The sequence below is a fragment of the Lactobacillus agrestimuris genome, assembly GCF_943193025.1.
Taxonomy (GTDB): Bacteria; Bacillota; Bacilli; order Lactobacillales; family Lactobacillaceae; genus Lactobacillus; species Lactobacillus agrestimuris.
Window position 1 is genome coordinate 42,822 of sequence record NZ_CALPCQ010000003.1, and the last position, 21,398, is coordinate 64,219.

At 36.2% G+C, this 21,398-nt stretch carries 18 protein-coding genes, 1 riboswitch and 1 other annotated feature; of the genes, 8 read left to right on the top strand and 10 right to left on the bottom strand.

Translation table 11 applies throughout. From position 1 onward, the window contains the following. Positions 1 to 49: 49 nt before the first annotated feature. Positions 50 to 147: riboswitch (purine riboswitch) on the bottom strand. A gap of 121 nt (positions 148 to 268) precedes the next feature. Then, the gene (locus NFR82_RS01390) at positions 269 to 1,579 is read right to left on the bottom strand and encodes an NCS2 family permease (protein ID WP_251716364.1); all 1,311 of its coding nucleotides are present in this window, start codon (positions 1,577 to 1,579) and stop codon (positions 269 to 271) included. Between the two features lie 327 nt (positions 1,580 to 1,906). Between NFR82_RS01390 and NFR82_RS01395 the strand changes: the two genes are divergently transcribed. Continuing rightward, on the top strand, positions 1,907 to 2,803 hold the full coding sequence (locus NFR82_RS01395; RefSeq protein ID WP_251716365.1) for an alpha/beta hydrolase: 897 nt from the start codon (positions 1,907 to 1,909) through the stop codon (positions 2,801 to 2,803). A gap of 100 nt (positions 2,804 to 2,903) precedes the next feature. Here the strand turns inward: NFR82_RS01395 and NFR82_RS01400 are convergent, their stop codons facing one another. Further along, on the bottom strand, positions 2,904 to 4,211 hold the full coding sequence (locus tag NFR82_RS01400; protein WP_251716366.1) for an NCS2 family permease: 1,308 nt from the start codon (positions 4,209 to 4,211) through the stop codon (positions 2,904 to 2,906). A 235-nt stretch (positions 4,212 to 4,446) separates the two neighbouring features. Here NFR82_RS01400 and NFR82_RS01405 point away from each other — a divergent pair, with 235 nt between their 5' ends. Then, positions 4,447 to 5,310 carry a GRP family sugar transporter gene (locus NFR82_RS01405; protein ID WP_251716367.1) on the top strand — a complete coding sequence of 288 codons (864 nt, stop codon included), beginning with the start codon at positions 4,447 to 4,449 and terminating at the stop codon, positions 5,308 to 5,310. A 51-nt stretch (positions 5,311 to 5,361) separates the two neighbouring features. Here NFR82_RS01405 and NFR82_RS01410 read toward each other — a convergent pair whose 3' ends face one another. From NFR82_RS01410 to NFR82_RS01430, 5 genes are all read right to left on the bottom strand, one after another. Then, positions 5,362 to 6,048: a deoxynucleoside kinase gene (locus NFR82_RS01410; RefSeq protein WP_251716368.1), complete on the bottom strand. Its 687-nt coding sequence runs from the start codon at positions 6,046 to 6,048 to the stop codon at positions 5,362 to 5,364. Between the two features lie 34 nt (positions 6,049 to 6,082). Next, positions 6,083 to 6,730, bottom strand: a complete 648-nt coding sequence (locus NFR82_RS01415) for a deoxynucleoside kinase (RefSeq protein WP_251716369.1) — start codon at positions 6,728 to 6,730, stop codon at positions 6,083 to 6,085. 291 nt (positions 6,731 to 7,021) lie between these two features. Continuing rightward, complete coding sequence (gene nagB, locus NFR82_RS01420) at positions 7,022 to 7,741, bottom strand: glucosamine-6-phosphate deaminase (RefSeq protein WP_251716370.1); 720 nt, start codon at positions 7,739 to 7,741, stop codon at positions 7,022 to 7,024. 316 nt (positions 7,742 to 8,057) lie between these two features. After that, a complete protein-coding gene (locus tag NFR82_RS01425) occupies positions 8,058 to 10,394 on the bottom strand; it encodes an ABC transporter ATP-binding protein/permease (RefSeq protein ID WP_251716371.1) in 2,337 nt (778 codons plus the stop codon). Positions 10,395 to 10,494: 100 nt separating this feature from the next. Next, positions 10,495 to 11,595, bottom strand: coding sequence for a YdcF family protein (locus tag NFR82_RS01430; RefSeq protein WP_251716372.1), 1,101 nt, complete (start codon positions 11,593 to 11,595; stop codon positions 10,495 to 10,497). Between the two features lie 80 nt (positions 11,596 to 11,675). On the opposite strand from NFR82_RS01430, the gene NFR82_RS01435 reads away from it, so the two are divergent. After that, positions 11,676 to 12,365, top strand: coding sequence for a type II CAAX endopeptidase family protein (locus NFR82_RS01435; RefSeq protein WP_251716373.1), 690 nt, complete (start codon positions 11,676 to 11,678; stop codon positions 12,363 to 12,365). A gap of 66 nt (positions 12,366 to 12,431) precedes the next feature. Here the strand turns inward: NFR82_RS01435 and NFR82_RS01440 are convergent, their stop codons facing one another. From NFR82_RS01440 to cbpB, 3 genes are all read right to left on the bottom strand, one after another. Beyond that, positions 12,432 to 13,601, bottom strand: coding sequence for a cation:proton antiporter (locus tag NFR82_RS01440; protein WP_251716374.1), 1,170 nt, complete (start codon positions 13,599 to 13,601; stop codon positions 12,432 to 12,434). Between the two features lie 41 nt (positions 13,602 to 13,642). Further along, positions 13,643 to 13,703: a sequence feature (sodium ion sensor (DUF1646 type); this cis-regulatory element may regulate processes involved in with the transportation of sodium ions), on the bottom strand. Positions 13,704 to 13,757: 54 nt separating this feature from the next. Then, entirely contained in the window at positions 13,758 to 15,632 is a 1,875-nt protein-coding gene (locus tag NFR82_RS01445; RefSeq protein WP_251716375.1) for a heavy metal translocating P-type ATPase, read from the bottom strand. Between the two features lie 217 nt (positions 15,633 to 15,849). Further along, entirely contained in the window at positions 15,850 to 16,326 is a 477-nt protein-coding gene (gene cbpB, locus NFR82_RS01450) for a cyclic-di-AMP-binding protein CbpB (RefSeq protein WP_251716376.1), read from the bottom strand. A 577-nt stretch (positions 16,327 to 16,903) separates the two neighbouring features. Here cbpB and NFR82_RS01455 point away from each other — a divergent pair. The 5 genes from NFR82_RS01455 (at position 16,904) to dltB (ending at position 21,390) form a co-directional block, all read left to right on the top strand. Continuing rightward, positions 16,904 to 18,040: a YncE family protein gene (locus NFR82_RS01455; protein WP_251716377.1), complete on the top strand. Its 1,137-nt coding sequence runs from the start codon at positions 16,904 to 16,906 to the stop codon at positions 18,038 to 18,040. 12 nt (positions 18,041 to 18,052) lie between these two features. Further along, positions 18,053 to 18,364, top strand: coding sequence for a hypothetical protein (locus tag NFR82_RS01460; RefSeq protein WP_251716378.1), 312 nt, complete (start codon positions 18,053 to 18,055; stop codon positions 18,362 to 18,364). A gap of 100 nt (positions 18,365 to 18,464) precedes the next feature. Then, the gene (locus NFR82_RS01465) at positions 18,465 to 18,617 is read left to right on the top strand and encodes a teichoic acid D-Ala incorporation-associated protein DltX (protein ID WP_251716379.1); all 153 of its coding nucleotides are present in this window, start codon (positions 18,465 to 18,467) and stop codon (positions 18,615 to 18,617) included. 14 nt (positions 18,618 to 18,631) lie between these two features. Next, complete coding sequence (gene dltA / locus NFR82_RS01470; RefSeq protein ID WP_251716380.1) at positions 18,632 to 20,146, top strand: D-alanine--poly(phosphoribitol) ligase subunit DltA; 1,515 nt, start codon at positions 18,632 to 18,634, stop codon at positions 20,144 to 20,146. After that, positions 20,146 to 21,390, top strand: a complete 1,245-nt coding sequence (gene dltB, locus NFR82_RS01475) for a D-alanyl-lipoteichoic acid biosynthesis protein DltB (RefSeq protein ID WP_251716381.1) — start codon at positions 20,146 to 20,148, stop codon at positions 21,388 to 21,390. The genes dltA and dltB overlap by 1 nt, the downstream gene beginning before the upstream one ends. The last annotated feature ends 8 nt before the right edge of the window (positions 21,391 to 21,398 follow it).

The window sequence follows — 21,398 nt, forward strand, 5'->3', positions numbered from 1 at the left end:
AAAGGACAACTCTTACCAATACTATGGGTAAAAGATGTCCTTTTGATAATTTATGACGTCTGATACCTATAGTCCTGAATTTATGGCTCAGGGTAGATACTGTCGACCTTATTTCGACGATATATAGATATATAAATTAATTGTAAAGTATTATAGCAGAAATTTATCATATATGCAAATGAGCTTAGAAATTTCCTGGGAAATAATTGAATAAAAAGAAAAGAGATCACTTTTATGATCTCTCTTAAAGAATATTATTAGGATAAATTTATTTGATATTCAAAACAACAAAGTAAATGATGAACACTGCAAACAAAATCCACATCATTGGCGTGATTTTTTTGCCCTTCTTAGCAGCGATCATTGAAATTGGGTAAACTACAAGTCCCCAGCCAAGACCATCAGAGATGGAGTAAGTAAGTGGCATACCTAATGCAATAAGGAAACAAGGGATAGCAATTTCAAGATCAGTCCAGTGTACATGAGCCAAGTTTTCTGCCATTAATACTCCAACAATAATCAATGCTGGTGCAGTAACTTGAGTGGTGAAAATACTTAAGATTGGACTGAAAATGGTTGAAATAATGAAGAAAATTCCAACCCATACAGCGGTTAAACCAGTTTTACCACCAATAGCAATACCGGCACTCGATTCAACGAAGGCACCAACAGGTGATGTACCAAGAACCGAACCGACCAGCATACCACTAGAATCGGCAGCTAACGCTTCACCAGCACGTGGCATCTTATTGTTCTTCATGAAACCGGCTTGTTGAACCAATCCGATTAAAGTACCAGTAGTATCAAAGAAGGTAACCAATAAGAAGGTAAAGACGACGATCCACATTTGGAAGCTGTTAATGTCGCTGATGTGGAAGATTGCTTGACCAAAGGTTGGCGCAATACTTGGAATTGAAGAAACAACTGCAGTAGGCAAAGGAATTTGACCAATAGCAATTCCGAAAACAGCAGAAGCGATCATTCCGATAAAGATCGCACCAGGAACATTGGCGATCATTAAGAAAATTGTGATGATTAAACCAAAAATGGTAATCCAAACAGTAGGATTGTTCAAAGAACCGATTGTTACAAGAGTTGAATCACTGTTTTGAATCAGCTTACCACCTTGAAGACCAATGAAGGCGATGAACAATCCAATACCCGCAGAAATTGCGTATTTAATATCGGTTGGAATTGCATCAATGATTTTTTCGCGAATCTTAAAAACGGTTAAAATAATGAACAAAATTGAAGCTACAAATACTGCGGCAAGTGCAGTTTGCCAAGTAACCTTCATGCCAAGACAAACAGTATATGTGAAGAAGGCATTAAGTCCAAGCGTAGGAGCTGAGGCGATTGGATAGTTAGCAATTAAACCCATTACAATACAAGTAAAGGCAGATGATAAAGCGGTAACTGTGAAAAGTGCGCCCTTATCCATTCCACTGGCACCTAAGATGTTAGGGTTGACGAAAAGGATGTAGGACATACTTACAAATGTAGTTAATCCCGCTAAAAGTTCTGTTTTGAATGAAGTATTGTTTTCACTCAAATGAAAGAATTTGTTAATCGAATTCATTTAGTCCTCCAAGTTGATAGTTCGTTTTAATCTCCTAATTCAATTAAAACAGTTAAAAAATCTGCAAAATCAAAATTTAACCGAATATTTAATTAATATTATAAATGAAAAGCTAACTATTTCAATCATGCATTTAAAGAATGTTCTACTTTTTGTTAAAAAGTAAAAATACTTTTCTCAAAATTAGAAATAAAGTCGTAGAATCCGAATATATTTTAATTGCTATATTAATTCAGCTATATTAAATTACTTGTTTCTTATCACGAGATTTCCTAAAATTAGCAATGTAAGCGTTTAACCAAAAATGACTAACTGAAAGGGATTGTTATGACTGATAAAGAAATCTTAGAAGCTGTCAAAAAAATGCGCATGGAAATGAAGGCCAGCGATGATAAACGAGATGCAGGCCTCCCACACAATATTCCTGAAGTAAAAAGAATCGATAACCTTCAATATGGTGCAGATCCTAAATGGAATTTATTAAATATTTACTTACCAAAGAATGTAAAAGGTAAGTATCCAGTAATTATCAATATTCACGGTGGCGGTTGGGTTTACGGAACGAAAGAAACCTACCAATTCTATGGCATGGGGATGGCCAAGCGTGGATTTGCCTTCATTAATCCCAACTACAAATTAGGTCCAGAAGCTAAATTTCCAGAGGAACTTGATCAAGTAGATGAATATATTCACTGGGTGGCAGATCATGCGGATGAATACAATCTTGATAAGGATAATGTCTTCTTGATTGGAGATTCTGCTGGTGGTCAAATGGCTGAACAATACACCGCAATTTTGACCAACCCGGAATATCGGAAGAAATTTGGTTATACATTAACTGATCTTAAATTTAGAGCAGTTGCTCTTAACAGTCCAGCCACCTTTATCGCTGATCCGGGTATGCTTGCTGATGCTCCATCAGCATACTTTAGCCCAGAAGTGATGGCAGATCCGAAAAATCAGGACTTAATTAATGTAGAAAAATATATTACTAAGGACTTTTTACCAACTTTTATTTCTACAGCCAACCTTGATTTTATTCATGATTGTGCCGTTCGATTGGATGGCTATTTAAGAGCAAAGAACGTGGAAGTGATTCAGAAGTCCTGGGGCGATGAAAACCATCCTGAGCATCATGTTTTCCTGATTAATCAAAGAGATGAGTTGGCTGATCAGGCAAATGATGAAGAAGCAGAATTCTTTAGAAAGCATATGGTGAAGTAGATAGATAACAAAAAATCCAGCTAGGACATAAGGCCTAACTGGATTTTTCTGTTGAGAATTATTTCCTAGGAAATAATTCTTTTTTAGGAGCTTAATTCAACTAAAAATTCAGCACCCATAAGAAGATAAGGAAGACCACGAACAGGACCCACATCATCGGTGTGATTTCTTTGCCACGTTTTGCAGCAAGCATACAGATTGGATAAGTAATCATACCCCATGATAAACCATCAGAAATTGAGTAGGTAAGAGGCATTCCTAAAATAATTAAGAATGAAGGAACAGCAATTTCGAGTTTATTCCAGTGGATATGGGCAGTGTTTTGAGCCATCAATACTCCAACAATGATCAAAGCGGGTGCAGTAACTTGGCTAGTGAAGACACTAAGAAGTGGACTGAAGATCATTGAGACTAAGAAGAAAATAGCAACAAAGACTGCAGTAAGACCGGTTCTACCACCAACAGCAATACCGGCACTTGATTCAACGAAAGCACCAACAGGTGATGTACCAAAAACAGAACCAAACATCATGGCAGTTGAGTCAGCGGCCAAGGCTTTACCGACTCTAGGCATCTTGTTGTTCTTCATGAAACCGGCTTGTTGAGCAAGTCCAATTAAAGTACCAGCAGTATCAAAGAAGGTAACAAGAAGGAAAGTCAAGACAACAACCCACATTTGAACAGAATTGATGTCCTTAATATGGAAAATTGCTTGTCCAAATGTTGGTGCCAAACTTGGGGCGGTAGAAATGATCTTGTGTGGTAAGGCGATTTGACCAGTACAAATACCAAAAATTGCTGCAAGTACCATTCCGATAAAGATTGCACCAGGTACGCCCAGGATCATCAAAATCACAGTTACAAGCAAGCCAAAGATTGTTACCCAAACAAGTGGATCGTGTAGTGAACCAAGACCAACTAAAGTTGATTTGTTAGCAACGATTAATTTACCGTTTTGAAGACCTAAGAAGGCAATGAATAAACCGATACCAGATGAAATAGCAAACTTTAAGTCAGCTGGAATTGAATCAATGATCTTTTCACGCAACTTGAGGAGCGTAATTAAGATGAAGATGATTGATGCAACGAAAACGCTCGCTAAAGCTGTTTGCCAAGATACATGCATTCCAATACATACGGTGTAAGCAAAGAAAGCGTTAATTCCAAGTGCAGGTGCTTCACCAATTGGATAGTTTGCGACGATCCCCATAATAGCCGTACCAAGTGCGGCTGAAAGGGCGGTAGCAGTGAAGACCGCACCAGTATTCATACCACTTGCGCCTAAAACGCTAGGGTTAACAAATAAAATATAAGACATGCTTATGAAGGTAGTTAGACCAGCGATGAACTCAGTTCTAATACTGGTTTTGTATTCATTAAGCTTGAAATAAGATTTAATAAAATTCATTTTTTCTCCCAGATTTAATGTTCGTGTTTTTAATCTTACTCAACGACTTTATTACTTTAACATTCTTGTGAAATTTTGTAAACGCGAATTATATTAACAAAATAAGAAATGATAGTTATCAAATAATAAAATTTTATAGTTCAATTAGACAAAAAAGTATTGACTTCAAAGTAATGAAACCGCTAAAATGGTTTCATTCACTTACTTTTTTATATTAGGTTAGGGAGATAATAAAATGAATTACGTTTATATGTTTATTCCGGCGATTGCTTGGGGTATTTTACCACTTGCAGTTGCTAAGATTAACGGTAAACCGGTTAACCAAGTTTTTGGTACTACTGTAGGTACTTTAATTGTTGGCTTGATTGCTTTACCATTTATTCATACAAGTATCGATGCGAAGACCTTTTGGCTTTCAGCACTTGCTGGAGCGTTCTGGGTTATTGGGCAAATTGGTCAATATACTGGTTATGCTAAAATTGGTGTTTCTGAAACTATGCCAATCTCTACTGGTCTTCAATTGATCGGTACTTCAATTGTTGGGGTTGTGATTTTTAGTGAATGGGCAACTACTAGCGCTAAGGTTTGGGGATTTATCGGAATTGCACTTTTAATTATCGGTGCAATTTTAACTTCAGTATCTGATACTGGTGAAGAAAGTGGAGATAAGAAAAACCAAACTGGTACTATCATCATGCTTGTCTGCACTACTTTAGGATATATTGTTTATAACTCTATTCCTAAGGCAATGTCAGCTTCAGGAATTGCTATTTTCTTCCCAGAATCAGTTGGTATGGTTCTAGCAGTTCTTATCTATATGCTATTCACTAAGCAACTTGGCGAACTTAAGGCTAAGAGTAGCTGGCAAAGTTTACTAGCAGGTTTTATCTTCGCAATTGCTGCAATTGGCTACATCCTTTCAGTGCAAGATAATGGTGTTAATACTGCTTTCGTTATTTCACAGCTTTCAGTTGTGATTTCAACTTTGGGTGGGATGCTATTCTTACACGAAAAGAAGACCAAGAAGGGTTACATTTATACTATCGCTGGCCTAATCATTATTTTGATTGGTGCAATGTTAACCACCATTATGAAATAATTTAATTCAAAAAATAAACCGCTTTGAGAAAACTTCTCAAAGCGGTTTTTGTTAGGCTTCAATTTGAATATCAGTTGATTTATCCCAATCTTCTGGGAGTTTACCAATCTCTTTAAGTTTAGCAACGATTTGATCTAAGACGATTTCACGATCTTTTTCTGAAGTCATGAAATCAAGCTTATCACCATCGATTGATATCTTGGCAGAGTAGTCATACTTTTCATACCAAGGCTTGTAATAACGAAGAAGACGCTTATAGTAGTCTTCCAAAGTTGAGTCGTAGCTAAGCTGTTCGTAAGGACGGCCACGCTTTTGGATTCGCTTGATCATTGTGTCATATGATACATCAATATGAACAAGCAAGTCCGGACTTTTCTTAGGCATTCTTTCAAGTTCATTCATCATATTGTGAAGAAGTTCGTAGTAAGTATCAACTTCTTCTTTAGTTGCACGCCCAATATCGGCATTCATTTGGAAGAAGAGGGCATCCTCATAGATGGAACGGTCAAGTACATTATTGCCTTCGCTAAGCGCAGCCTTGATGCTGTGGAAACGGGTATTTAAGAAATATACTTGAAGTAAGAATGCATATTTTTCAGGATCAGCGTAAAAAAGTGGTAAAACAGGGTTGTCATCAACACTTTCGTAAAATGGCTTAGTTCCTAAATAGTTAGATAAAATTTTAGTTAAACTGGATTTACCGGCTCCAATTGGCCCGCTCAATACAATAACTGTCATCACGTTCCTTCTTTTTATTTAATCCATCTGTTTCTTATAAATTACCAATTTCGCGTAATTTATTATCAATTTCACTTAAAACTTCCTTTTTAGCATCTTCATTGATGATGAAGTCAAGCTTATCACCGTTAATTTCCATCTTAGGAGAAGCATGGTAGTTTTCATACCATGGTTCGTAGTAGCTAAGAAGTCTAGCGTAGTAGTCCTTCAAGCCAGGATCGGTTGAAAGCTGTTCGAATGAACGGCCACGCTTCTTGATTCGTGCAAGCATAGTATCAAGAGATACATGAATATAAATAAGTAAATCTGGCTTCTTGCTTGGATTGCCAGGAGTATCTTCCATCATATTATTAAGTAAGTTGTCGTAGATCTTGAATTCTGTAGGATCAGCAACTTTACTGTCAGCATTCATCTTGAAAAAGAGTGCATCTTCGTAGATAGAACGGTCAGAAACACTATTTTTTTCACGGATTGCTGTGTTAATTTGTGCCAAACGGTGGTTAAGCAAGTAGGTATTAAGTAAGAAGGTATAACGCTTCATATCCTTATAGTAAAGAGGAAGGACGGGGTTAGTATCAACACCTTCATAAAAAGCTTGAGTCCCTAAGTGCTCTGCTAAAATGCTAGTTAAACTGGATTTACCGGCTCCAATTGGCCCACTTAATACAATAACTTTGATCACATTCTTTCTTCGTTATCCAACACCATATGTTGATATTTTTCTCGACATTTAAATATTGTAATACGAGATATGGGGGCTAAACAAGGGTAAATTTAGTTTGCTCTTAGCGAGAAAAGTCAAGCTATTTTATCATTCTTCAAAGATTAAGTATGAAGGTTAGCGAATAATACAATATGCAGTAGTGTTTAGCTGAGCTTGAAATTCATTTGTAAACGAAAAGACCAACAAGTCGAAATTGACTTATTGGCCTTTTTTAATAATTTAAATTTGATCTATAAAATAAAATTGCGTTTAATTCTTGTACTTATCATCAAGTTCTTGAGCTGCAGCTTCATCACAAATCACAGTAACATCAGGGTGTTTTTGCAAAATAGTTGCAGGAACTTCTTCACTAATTTCACCTTCAAGCATTTCCTTGATTGCATGAGCCTTCTTTTCACCGAAAGCCATTAAAACAATCTTCTTAGCAGACATAATATTAGCAATTCCCATGCAGATTGCACTCTTAGGAACTTCATCAATGTTGTCGAAGAAGCGTGAGTTAGCCTTAATTGTGTTTTCAGTTAATTTAACTTCATGAGTTGTAGAAGTGAATGGTGTGCCCGGTTCATTGAAAGCGATGTGACCGTTGCGACCAATTCCTAATAATTGAATATCAATTGGGTTGTCCTTGATAATTTGATCATATTCTTTACAGAATGATTTCACATCTTCAGTCATACCATCAGGAACGTAAGTCTTCTTGAATGGCTTTTTGTCGAAGAGATGCTTTTGCATGAAGTAGTGGTAACTTTGAGGATTGTCAGGCTTTAAGCCAACATATTCATCAAGATTGATACTGATAAGATCGGAACAGTTAAGATCACTTTCTACCCAATTTTGGTAGAGAGTTTCTGGAGTTGATCCAGTTGCAAGGCCTAAGACCTTGGCACCATTTTTAATTCCTTTTTCAAAAATTTCGAAGGCTTTTGCGCCGCCTTGAATTTTGTTTTCAGTAACGATAACTTTCATAATTAAATCCTCCTCATTTACTGGTCTAGTCCATTATAAAATGGTATATGCCATTTTGTCAAATAAAAAATCAAAAACTTAGCAAATACTGTGAAACATCAGACCCTAATTTTATTAGATTTACATACAATATGTAGAATCACTTAAAGTCGAGCATCAACATATTGTGGAAAACTCTGTGGATTGTGTGTAACTTCTCTGAAGCTTACTGCATAAGGAAAAGCCGTCTCTCCAAATTTGGAAAGGCGACTTTTTTCATCAAAGATATTCAGTTTCCATTTTACACCCGATGTTGTGGATGAGAAAGAATATACTTTTATTCACTTCTTAAAGCAATTGCGGCATCCTTTTTAGCAGCCATCTTAGCAGGAAGGTGTCCACCGATCATAGTTAAAATTGTAGAAATTAAAATTAAGATTAAGGCCGCAACTGGGCTAAGTTGAGCGACGTTAGCTAAATCAGTAATATTGTAGATAATACTGTTGATTGGGAAGGTTAAGAGGTAGGCAATTACGACACCGAGGACACCTGATAAAACTCCCAAAATAAATGTTTCTGCGTCAAATACACGAGTAATATCTTTTTTACGTGCACCTAAAGCCTTAAGTACCCCAATTTCCTTGGTTCTTTCAAGTACTGAAGTGTAAGTTAAAATACCAATCATAATCATTGAAGTGATCAATGAGATGGCCGCAAAGGCTACAAGAACAGTGGTAATTCCATTAAGAAGTCCACCAGTCATAGTTGTAACGGCACTAGACATATCAGTGTAAATAATTTGGTTCTTTTTGGCTTTACCCTTATTCCACTTGTCTAAGTAGTCTAAAACCTTGTTTTTAGAGTCAAAGTTATTTGGATAGATCATAATCGAACTAGGGATGCTTGAACCACCTAAGCTTTGAAGGAATTGCTTCTTTTCACTTGCATTCATCTTCTGACCAGTCATTACATTGTCGTTAGTCTTCTTCTGAGCTTTAACAATGTCAGAGTCGAGGTTTTGATTAATTGCTTCTTGTGAAAGCTTATCGCTGTAAGCAATTCCAGTTGAAAGAAGAGCCATTGAATTTTCATTCTTTGGACGAATTACAGCAGCCAATCTTAACTTGGTACCAGAGTTGTACATGTTAGTGTTTGCCTTGCTTGGAATAAACATCCCTGTAGGTAGCTTCTGGTAGTAATCATTATTAGATACTAAACTGAATTCCTTACCAATTAATTGATCAAACTTAAACTTCTTACCATCATTAACCTTAAAGCCAAGATTCTTCAAAGAATTAATGTTAACTGTATTTTTATTATCAGTCACTAAAACTAAATCAGTTGACTTACTTGGCCAAGCACCTGAAAGAAGTTGGTAGTTTTGTTTCAAAAAGTTTCCTTTATTTTTATCAAGTGTAGTGGGGAAGACGCTTGAACCAACACCGATTGATGACATTGCTTGGGATCTCATTGCAGCCATATTTCCAGATGCATTTGGATCAGAGTTTGAAAATTGAATTTTTTCAACTTTATTTCCATCTTTAGAAAGTAAATTTAAGTTAACTGCTCTTTGGTAAGCAATGTTATTAGCATAGTCAGAGTTGATCTTCTTAACATAGTCAACATAAGCTTCAGTGATTTTATTGTTGTGAGTTGATTCTTGTGATTCATCTGGCTTAGCAGTAATATAACCTCTATTTTTTACATTTTTATCCGACTCTTTTCGAGTAGTAGCCGAGGTCATATCAGTTGCAGTTGGAGCAATTACCACTGGATACTTAGCAAGAGCTTTACTCATAGTTGAGTCAATCTGTTTTTGGAAACCATTTGAAAGAGAGAGCACAACTGCGATTGAGATAATTCCGATACTGGAAGCAAAAGCAGTTAAGGCAGTTCTAGCCTTTTTGGTCATGATGTTAGTGAAACTAAGTTTAATGGCGTTCCAATATGACATCTTAGTTCGCTTCAACTTGAACTTGTCTTGTTCTTGCTCAGCTTCGAAAGGATCAGAATCATGTAAGATTTTTCCATCTTGGAAGTTAACAATTCTAGTTGCATATTCCTTGGCAAGTTCTGGGTTGTGAGTAACCATGATAACCAAACGGTTTTTGGATAATTCTTTGATCAAGTCCATAATTTGGACAGAAGTTTCTGTATCCAAGGCGCCAGTAGGTTCGTCACAGAGTAAAATATCTGGGTCATTTGCGATCGCACGAGCGATTGCTACACGTTGCATTTGACCACCGGATAATTGGTTAGGCTGCTTATTAATATGGTCTTTAAGACCAACTTCTGTTAAAGCCTTGATGGCTTTTTCATGGCGTTCTTTACTTGGAACACCAGATAGAGTCATTCCTAATTCAACGTTTGCAATAATTGATAGATGAGAAATTAAGTTGTAATTTTGAAAGACAAAACCAACTGAGTTGTTTCGATAAGCATCCCAATCAGTTTCCTTAAAGTTCTTAGTTGATTTTCCGTTGATGATCAGATCACCTTTATCATAGCGATCTAGTCCACCAATGACATTCAACATTGTAGTTTTACCAGAACCACTAGGTCCTAGAATTGTGACAAATTCTTTATCACGAAAAGAAATAGAGACATCATCTAAAGCATGAGTGACCGTATCGCCAACGTGATAAGATTTGAATAAATGTTCAAGTTGAAGCATAGATATATCCTTTCTTAATTTTTAAAATGTTATTAAAAGTATATCATTTAGCCATAAAGATATATAAGACAACTCCTTCAACTTAGACGATTTTTAATGATTACATCATTCTGAAGTGTTCAATTCCAAGACCGATCATTATTGCTTGGAAAACACAGAAGGCGACAATCAGACCGATGATTATGAAATGACGCTTTTTATGCAAGATGAAGACTCCAGCAAATTCACGGATGATTGCATTAGGAAGGAAGTAGAATCTAGTATAACTACCGATACCGTTGGCATTTAATGCTGCTTCTTTAGCAAACAGGCCAGCACGGAAAATGTGGTAATTATTACTAAAGAAGGAAGCTCTGAAGGCATCACTACCAAAATCGGAGGCAGCAACTTCTTTGGAAAAGAACATATTTTGATAGGTATTCTTAGAGCGGTCTTCTAAGAGAATATATTTTTCATCAATTCCGCGAGAAATTGCATAATCAGCCATTGCGCGAGCTTCAGAGACTTTTTCATCGCCTCCTTGACCACCAGACATAATAAATTTTGGCATGTGCTTACCCTTATCAACTTGTTTTTCCGCGAATTGGATTGCTCGATTAATGCGGCTGGCAAGAAGTGGAGAAACTTTTTCACCATTAATTAGTCCTGCACCCAAAACGATTAAGTAGTCGCGATTGTAGTGGCGAGGAACGAATTGGTATAAGAATAAATTGAGTAAGTAATTATACATAACCAAGCCTAAATAAGTAGCGATAACTGGAGCAGCAGTTAAGAGGGCATCGAGCCAGGATGGTAAATACTTAGCAGGTCCTAGGATTGAAACGATCCAGACGATTGTTAACCCGATTCCTAAAAGTAAAGTTAGGAGGTTAGGCAAGGTGTGGCTTTCATATTTCCAAACAAAATAAGCGTTCCAAAAGCAGAATAACCAGGCGAAAGTCACAACTAAGAAGATGATGAAGATAAATAGTAAAATTAGGATACTATATGCCGCTTGCAAGGCTTTTAAGTGCGTTGAGAAGACCGCTATAGTTAGCCAAACGGCAAAAATAAGTAAGTTAATTGTGAATAAAATACCGTTGATTAAGCGTCGTGGTTCGATTAACCAAGAGATTAGAAATGCTAGTAATGAAAGTGCTAGAAAAAGTGATAAATAAGCAAATTCACAATTTTGCTCAAAAAAGTGTAAAAATTCGGTCATGTTTTTTCTTCCCTTATGTATTTTTCGTCATTTCTATTATAATTAAAATAATATAATTTTAGGGAAAAGGATGTTGATTAATGCATAAAATCCTTCATTACTTAGGGAATTTTGCGGGAATAATTATTGCATTTGTACTATATGGAGTACTGCAAGAATTTTATTTTTACCCAAGAATAATTGCTAGAAGATTTCACATGCCGTATCAAGGTTTCGTTACAGCACTTATAACGGTGTTAGTTATGGCGCTTATCTTTTGGATATATAAAAAGCAGTTGCAAGAAGTGAATTACTGGCACTTTAACCAGGAACCGCACTGGAATTTGAGGCGGATCTTGATTGCGATATTAGGCTTCTTCTTGATTACTTTTCTTGGTGCAGCAATGCTTAGTATTGTTAGTTCCAAGGGGCAGGCTATTTCTACTAACCAAAAAGGATTAGATTTAATTTCTAAGCAAAGTGGAGATCTATTTAAAATTATGGTTTGCTTTGTTGCGCCATTTTGTGAGGAAGTGATTTTTAGAGGGATGTTTTTCAACACCTTCTTTACTAAGAACACTACTTTCAATAAGTGGGCCGGAATTTTAACCAGTGGATTTGTTTTCGCGTATGTGCATGATCCAATGCTCAGCAAATTTATTCTTGTTTACTGGGTGTTAGGCTGCGTTTTAGCGTGGGTCTACATGATGACGAAAGATTTACGGTATTCAATGATTACTCACATGTGCTATAACTCAATTGGATTTATTAGTATGATGATGTTGATCTAATAAGTTACAAGTGAAAAAATAGCTGGTAAAAAAGCGTTATGACTGAATTGTCATAACGCTTTTAGTTTAAGCGAGTCTGTTATCCTCGCTTTCTTTTTTAATAAAGTGATTCAAGATAAATGGAGAAATTACAGTTGTAATAATGATTACCAAAATTAAACTTGAATAAATATCTTCAGGGAAAAGGTGATGGGTAATTCCGATCTGAGCAACGATCAAGGCAACTTCACCACGTGAAACCATTCCGGCTCCAACAATATTTCCTTCATTCTTAGTGAAGCCGAAAAGTTCACTAGAATATTTACCAGCCCAGAACTTGGATAAAACAGCCAAAACAGTAATGGCAATGATGAACCAGATATCTTTGATAAAGCTAGCGAAGGTCATTGAAAGACCAATATCAGCGAAGAAGACAGGGATAAAGACCGAATATCCTAATGCTGAAATGGCTGAATTAACTTCTTTAAATTGTGGAGTCTGTCTAATTGCAAGACCGCCGAAGAAAGCACCAACAACAGCACTAAGTCCAACAAAATCAGCGGCCCAAGCCATTGAGATCGCTAAAACTAATGAAGCAATTGCGACGGAGTAGTTAACATCCATCTTTTCGGCGGCCTTCATGAAGTATGGTGCTACCCACTTGTAAATGAGCCATACAACAATGAAGTATGAAGCTTCAATTAATAAGTTTAAGAAGAAATTATTGGTTAAGCCCTGTTTACCGCCTTCGTGACTGAAAGTAGTGAACAAGCTCAAAACTACAACAGCCAAGATATCATCAACTACGGCTGCACCTAAAATTGCTGTTCCTGCTCGACTATGCAGTTTACCAGCCTCCTGTAAAACTACAACAGAGATTGATACACTAGTTGCCGCAAAGACAATTCCGATGAACAAGGCCTCAAGGAATTTCATACCAAAGGCCATTGAAGCAAGTCCGATGAATAATACTGGTAAAATCACTCCAATACTTGCAACTGTGAAGCTTAATTTAAAGTACTTCTTAAGTAAGTCTAGATCACTTTCTAGTCCTGCTAAAAACATTAGGAGGATTACACCGAACTCTGAAAAGATTGAGATAATATCATTCGGTTTAATCCAATTCAAAATTGCAGGACCCAAGACAATTCCTGACAGAAGTTGTCCAATTACTGCTGGCATATTAAATCTAGCAAACAGCTGCCCTAATAAAACTGTTGCGATTAAAATTAAAATTAATTCACCAAGAAATTCCATTTAATTCCTCCCTTACTTGAGTAAAGAAAAAGCCTTCAAGTGCTTATTGACCCAAATAAGCTAATCTTGAAAGCTTTTAATAATTTATTTAAAAACCCAACCACTAAAAGATATTTAATTAATCCAATTTTAATGGTTTTATTTCAGGGATGCAAGTTACTTGCGAGGAATCCCTGTTTGTTCTGGATTCTTAGGTTCAGTCTTAGCAAGTAAGGCCAAACAAATTGTAATTAAGTCGACAACTTCTTGTAAGACGGCACCAGCCATTGGAGGAATGATACCAGTTGCGGCCACAATTTCTAAGATAATAACAATTGTGATAGCTGTTAAAACATCGATGTTAGCAACCTTCATAGTGTGCTTACCAATGGCAACGGCATCGTTAATCTTGCTTAAATCGTTAACCATGATTACGGCATCAGCACTTTCACTGGCAGCAGTAGCACCTTTAGCACCCATAGCAATACCGACATCAGCTGCAGTTAAACTTGGTGCATCATTAACACCGTCACCAGTCATAACGACAGGACGAAGGTCAGCAGGAACTGACTTGATAGCCTCGATCTTTTCTTTAGGAAGAAGATCAGCTTTAACAGTGGTTACGCCTGCTTCTTTACCAATGGCATCGGCAACACTTTGACGGTCACCAGTAAGCATCATAATTTGCTTAGCACCTTGACGACGAAGACGGGCAATTGTTTCTGGAGTTTCAGGACGAATTTGGTCCTTTAAAGTAATGTAACCAGCAAACTTGCCATCAACTGAAATATAAATTGCAGTTGAGTCAACGTTGATTTTTTCATGATTTGGTGCAACGAAGTCCAATTTACCAACCATAACGTGCTTACCATCAACATCACCTTCAACACCTTGAGCAGTAGTTTCCTTTAAGTTAATAACTTCATGGATTTGATCCTTTGAAGTGCTCTTAACTAATGAAACAGCCATGATGTGTGAAGATTGTTGTTCAGCACTTGCGGCCAAACTTTGAATTTCTTCTTTAGTAAAGCCTTCTGTTGGAACAACTTCGCCAATTTCAAGTTTGTTTTCAGTTAAAGTACCAGTCTTATCGAAAGCAAAAGTTTTAGCACGAGATAATTTTTCAAGTGTTGGACCAGACTTTACGATAATGTGGTGACGAGACATTGAACTCATACCTGATACCAAAGCAACAGGGGCGGCTATCAAAAGTGGACATGGAGAAGCAACAACCATAACTTCTGCGAAACGTTGGAAGTTCCAGCCACCCATTGCCATAGCAATAATACCTATTACCAGGGAAATAATTGTAAATGGAACAGCGTAACGATCGGCCATTTGCACGAACTTAGCAGGTTGAGCTTCAGCAGACTTAACCAAAGCAACGATTGACTGGTATTCTGAATCTTTAGCAAGCTTAGTTATTTCAACTTCAACAGCAGTATCACCGTTAATTGAACCTGACATTAAATCATCGCCAGGCTTTTTATTTACAGGTACAGATTCACCAGTAAGTGATGATTGGTCAAAGCTTGATGCACCATCAACGATTTTACCGTCAACAGGTACTTGTTCACCGGGCTTAACAACTATGTGATCACCAATTTTAAGATCGTCAACATTAACTTCAACTAATTTACCATCAACTAACTTGTTAGCCTTACGTGGATTGTTATTAAGTAATGATCTAAGTTCCTTATCAGCTTGGCTAGTTGCGTAATCTTCAAGTGATTCACCACCTGTGAACATTACTAAGATCATCCAAGCTGCCCAGTAATCCCCGATAGCCATAGTTGAAATAATAGCGATGATAGCTAAAACATCGACACCCCAACGGCCACCTTTAATGTCATCGATCATTTCAATTGCCATTGTGATGGCTTCATAAATACCGAAAATATCGATTAACACACCTGCTATTGGCCAAGCGGCAGTATGAAAACTCCCAATTGTCCATGGACCGATTGATGGTTTATGACAGATGAAATCAAGGATAACGCCGATAATTCCGAGAATTAGGACGACGAATAACTTCCAGTTACGTTTAAACATTTTTAGTCCTCCACTAAATATAGAATCTAAATACTATACAATTTTATCATTTTTTATCATTTATGAAGTAATTGTAAATCTTAATACTATACAATTTTATCACTTACGAGGCAATTGTAAATCTTACCAATATTCCCTAGATATTATCTATTTTAACTAAAATAAAAAAGTGCCTATATCTAAATAGATATAAGCGCAAATTTAATGTTGCAAGTAATTATTTTTCTTTTATTTTCCGAACTTGATAATTGGATTCAAACGTATGAGTTACATAGTTGAAGGCCTTAATCCATTCACGTCGTGTTAATAAGCCTTGAAAGACACCGTTATCATCAACTACTGGTAAAAAGGCATTATCAATTAATAGATGCAGTTGCGTTTCTAAGGTAGTATCAACGAAATTTATTTTATCAAAATCTGTCTGCATTACGTCTTTTACCTTTAGTTCATTTAATGGATCAATTGAGATGGTATCGGTTGTTAGCATTTTATCAGTGATCATTGCTAAGCTAAGTAGCCCAACAACGCGACGTTTTTTATCTAGCACGGGAATTTTTGAATATTTTACTTTAGTTAAAATTAAAAATGCATGGTAGAGCGGATTGTCGTCTTGAACGAAAGCAATCCGACTTGCTGGAACCAAAAAGGAACCAGACTTTTCTTCAATTAACTTTTGGATAGCCGGTGAAAACATAATATAATTCCTTTCCTTAATTCTATTTTATTTCAAAAAAACAAATAATGGAAAAGGAAAAGGCCCGCAAGATTTTGCGAGCCTTATAAGTTTCATCTACTTTGGAGGAGTAAGAATGAATGAAATAAAAAAGTGGGAGTATGTAGCAAGCATCTACCGCCTTGCTACGGTTTATATAATACGTGTTAATTGTGAATTAAAAGTGTAAAAAATCTTATGAATTAGTAAAGAAATTTCTGAGATTTTTTAAAGATACTTATTTTTTATAAGAAAAGCCCACGTATTAACGTGAGCCGAAAGGGATAGATATGAAATTGGCATAGTGCCAATTGAATTTTTATTTTCATTATTTACTTGGAGGAGTATGAATGAAAAACAAAAAAGTTGAGTGTAACAAGTGAAATCTTGGAACATAACTTGTTACATATATTATTCTAGCTCTAATTTGTGAATAAAATATGACAAATTTGTTTCAATTGTAGCTTTATATATTTTATTTTGCAGGAATCAATACATGACAACTGCCTAGACTGTTCTTATAATGAATAAGTAATTCTAATTGAAAGGAGTATTTTATTTGAAAAAGATAGGAAAAACTATTGTTAAGTTAATGATAATACTCCTGGTTATTGCAGGAATTGGAACAGGAGCCTATTTTGGTTATCAATTTTATCAAAATATTCAATTTGAGCGTTCACGGCCAAAAGTTACCCTAGCCAAAGATGGTACTAATACAAACGCCGCTTGGCAATTGACTAAAAAGTATCAGAAAAATCTCCAGCATAATTATCCATTTATCCAAAAAGTCTCACATTATGTAACACCGCGAACTTGGGACGGATATGATTTCACTGTACCTGGTCTTGTTGCTACTAAGAGTTATGACTTCAAGGCTAAGAAGTGGGATACTGCAGATTCGATGACGCCGCAAGGATTAACAGTCGCAGGGACGTATATCTTAATTACGGCCTATGATGGTGCTCATGAGCATAACTCAGTTGTGTATGTTCTTAATAAAAGGACCGGTAAATATATTAAAACAATTCAAATTGCAGGAAGACCGCATCTAGGCGGAATTGCCTATGATCCCAAAGCTAAAAACATTTGGATAACTGGTTCAATGGGTCAATCTTCAGCACTAATGTCATTTACAATGAGTGCTTTGAAGAAGTACCGTTTAGGAAGCCGAATCCCAATTGAATATAATAATAAAATCTCGATTCCAACTATGGAACGAGCATCAGCAGTCACTTACTATGATGACCAATTATTTGTCGGCCTCTTTAACATGTATGGCAAAGGCAGAATTGCTGCATATACGATTTCTCGAAGCGGGAAAAATAAAAATTCAATCACTAATAATGAAATTAAATCTGTGACTGGTAATGTTTCTTGGTCTGATCCAGCAGGTGAAGCTTCAATGGATAAACAGATTCAAGGAATTGCTATATATAATGATAAGATTTTTCTGAGTCAATCATATGGAAGCGGAAATTCTAGACTATATGTGTTCCCAGTTACTGCAATTAATTCACTTGATGAAAAGAATGCCTCGCTTGTGATTGAGATGCCACCATATTTGGAACAAATTACTGCTTATAAAGGTCAGCTTTTATGTCTATTTGAATCGGGTTCCAAGATCTACGCTAAACGCAATATTGTGGTTATGGATCGGATTCTATCGATGAATATCAATGCCTTATTTGGAAATTAGAAAGGAAATTAAATGAATCAAAATCCACGTACCAAGGTCCATTTTTGGATTAAATTTTCAGGTTGGTTCTGTCTTTTGCCAGCAACCACTTGCTTATACTTATTTCAAAATTTACAGGGAACGTATATGTCTTACTTGTATTTAATTGAATTAATAATTACGATTGTCTTTGGAGTGTTTTTACTGACGACAGCCAAGTCCACTCGTTGGGAAACCCCCAATAATATTTTAAGGGCAACAATTTTTGCATTTATCTTTGTTGGACTAATTGAATTTATTCCGCTGTTTATCGCATATCGATCTTGTAAGCGGTTGAACAGTTAGAGATGATGTAGAAATTATTTAAATTTGGTAAAATAATCAGTGAACGCCAATTATCTGTAGTAAGATAAGGCATAAATAATGTTGTTACTGAGGGAGAAAAATGGAAAACACAAAAAAAGTTGACTCTCGAGGCAAAAAAATTGGGATGTTTGTCTTGAAGACGATTATTTATTTTGCAATTCTCATGGCCCTAATTTATTTATATGAATACAGTGGTCTTAACTCTGTCCACTTTATTTATAATGAATTCTAAGGCGGTGTTAATAAATGATCGAAAATGTAATTAAGAAAATCGATGAGATCGCAGTAAGTGAACCTGATCGTGAAGTCTATGACTATCTTGGTGAGACTAACACTTATGGCGATTTAAAGAAACGTTCAGATGAGTGGGCACATAAGATAGCTAGCCTTGATATTCCTGAAAAGGACCCAATCATGATTTGGGGTGGTCAAAACTTCGAAATGGTTGCAAGTTTTTTAGGTTGTGTTAAAGCAGGTCATGCTTACATTCCTATTGCTAGTTACTCAAACGCTGAACGTTTGACCATGATTAAAGAAGTATCAGAAGCTAAGGTTGTTCTTGCAATTGATGAATTGCCTGATGTTGATTTAACTGATATTCAAGTTGTAAAGCCAGAAGATGTTGAAGCTGGTGTTTTTGCGACTGATGAAAGTAAATTCGTCAGTGGTGATGATAACTTTTACATTATCTTTACCTCCGGGACTACCGGTAAGCCAAAGGGTGTACAAATTAGTCACGATAACTTACTTAGCTTTGTAAATTGGGAATTATCGGACTTTAATTTACCAGAACATCCAAGCTTCTTGGCACAAGCCCCATATTCATTCGACTTATCAGTGATGAGCTTGTATCCAGCATTGACTGCTGCAGGTAAACTCGTGGTATTACCACATGATGTAACGCAAAACTTTGCGCAATTATTCAGCACTTTGCCTAAGCTCCAATTCAATGTTTGGGTTTCTACTCCATCATTTGCACAAATGTGCTTCTTGGATAAGACATTTGATGGTGAACACCACCCAGATATGACACACTTTTTATTCTGTGGAGAAGAGCTTCCACATACTGAAGCTGCAAACTTACGTAAGAAGTTTCCAAAAGCACATATTTTCAATACTTATGGTCCAACTGAAACTACTGTTGCAGTTACCCAAGTTGAAATTACTGATGAAATTTTAGAAAAATATGATCGCTTACCAATCGGTCGTGTTAAAGAAGATACTAAGATCACAATTGATACTTCAAAGGGTGATAAGCCAGGTGAAGGTGAAATTATTATTAGTGGTCCGAGTGTTTCAAAGGGTTACATGAATAATCCTGAAAAGACTGAAGCAGCTTTCTTTAAAGAAGCTGGTGATGAATATGCAAGTTACCGTTCAGGAGATGCAGGTTTCTTTGACGGCGACATGCTTTTCTACCGCGGAAGAATTGACTTTCAAATTAAATTTAATGGTTACCGAATCGAACTTGAAGAAATCAATTTTTACTTAAGTAAAAATGATTTAGTTCGTTACGGTGTTGCTGCACCTAAGTACAGTAAAGATCATACTGTTAAACAGATTGTGGCTGAAATTGAACTTAAAGATGGCGTTTCACGTAAGTATTCTGAAGCAGAATTGACTAAGATGATTCGTGAAGATTTAGCTAAGAATGTGATGCCATATATGATTCCTCAACGTTTCGTTTACAAGGATTCGTTGCCAATTTCACAAAACGGTAAAGTTGATATTAAGGCCGTTATTAAGGAGGTTAATAAGTAGTGAATTTTAACTTCATTAACCTACAGCCTTATTCCAATCCGCAATACTTCATTTACTTGATGATTGCGCTTATTCCGATGATTCTTGGTTTGTATTTCGGCAAACGACTAAAGATTTATGAAGCAATCTTTTCTTTAGTTTTCTTATTCTTGATTTTTGACGGTAGTCACTGGCAACAAGGAGTTAACCTGATTCTGTACTTAGTATTTGAATTACTGTTAACATTTGCTTACCAGCGCTATCGAACAAGAAAGGGCAGTCCTAACAAGACCTGGATCTTCTGCTTGGCTGTAATCTTGGCAATCTTGCCATTAACTGCAGTAAAGATTTTGACGGTTATGCCTGTGGGATCAGTTCCATTTGTTGTTGGGTTCCTCGGAATTTCATATATTACTTTCAAGAATGTTCAAGTAATTATGGAAATTCGTGATGGAGCTATTAAGAAGATTGAGCCAGGAACTTACATTAGATTCTTGCTCTTCTTCCCAACCATTTCATCTGGTCCTATTGATCGTTACCGTCGTTTCAAGAAGGACTTCGATAAGGCACCAAGTCGTGATCAATATATTACTGATCTTCAATACGCTGTTCGCTATTTATTCCAAGGATTCTTATACAAGTTTATCTTGGGCTGGTTCTTTGGAACTTACTGGTTACCAAAAATTAGCCAACAAGCATTATTGATTGGTAATGCTAACGGTGGTCTTAAGTTATCATGGTGGGTTGTAGCTTACATGTACTGCTACACTATGTACTTATTCTTTGACTTTGCTGGTTATTCACTTTTTGCTGTGTCAATTTCTTACTTTATGGGAATTCACACTCCAATGAACTTTAACAAGCCATTTATTTCAAAGAACATCAAAGATTTCTGGAATCGTTGGCACATGACCTTGTCATTCTGGTTCCGTGATTACATTTACATGCGATTTACTTTCTTCGCAATGAAGAAGAAATTGTTTAAGAATAGAATTAGATTATCTCAAGTAGCATATCTACTTTTATTCTTGATCATGGGATTCTGGCATGGTCTTACTTGGTACTATATTGCTTATGGTTTGTACCAAGCACTTGCCATCATCATTAACGATTATTGGTTAAGATTTAAGCGTAAGCATAAGGATAAGATCCCATCTAATAAATTTACAAAATGGTTTGCAATTTTTATAACTTTCCAAGTTGTATGTTTTGGTATGTTGATCTTCTCTGGGTTCCTTAGCCAATTATGGTTTGGATGGCAATAAGGTATAAA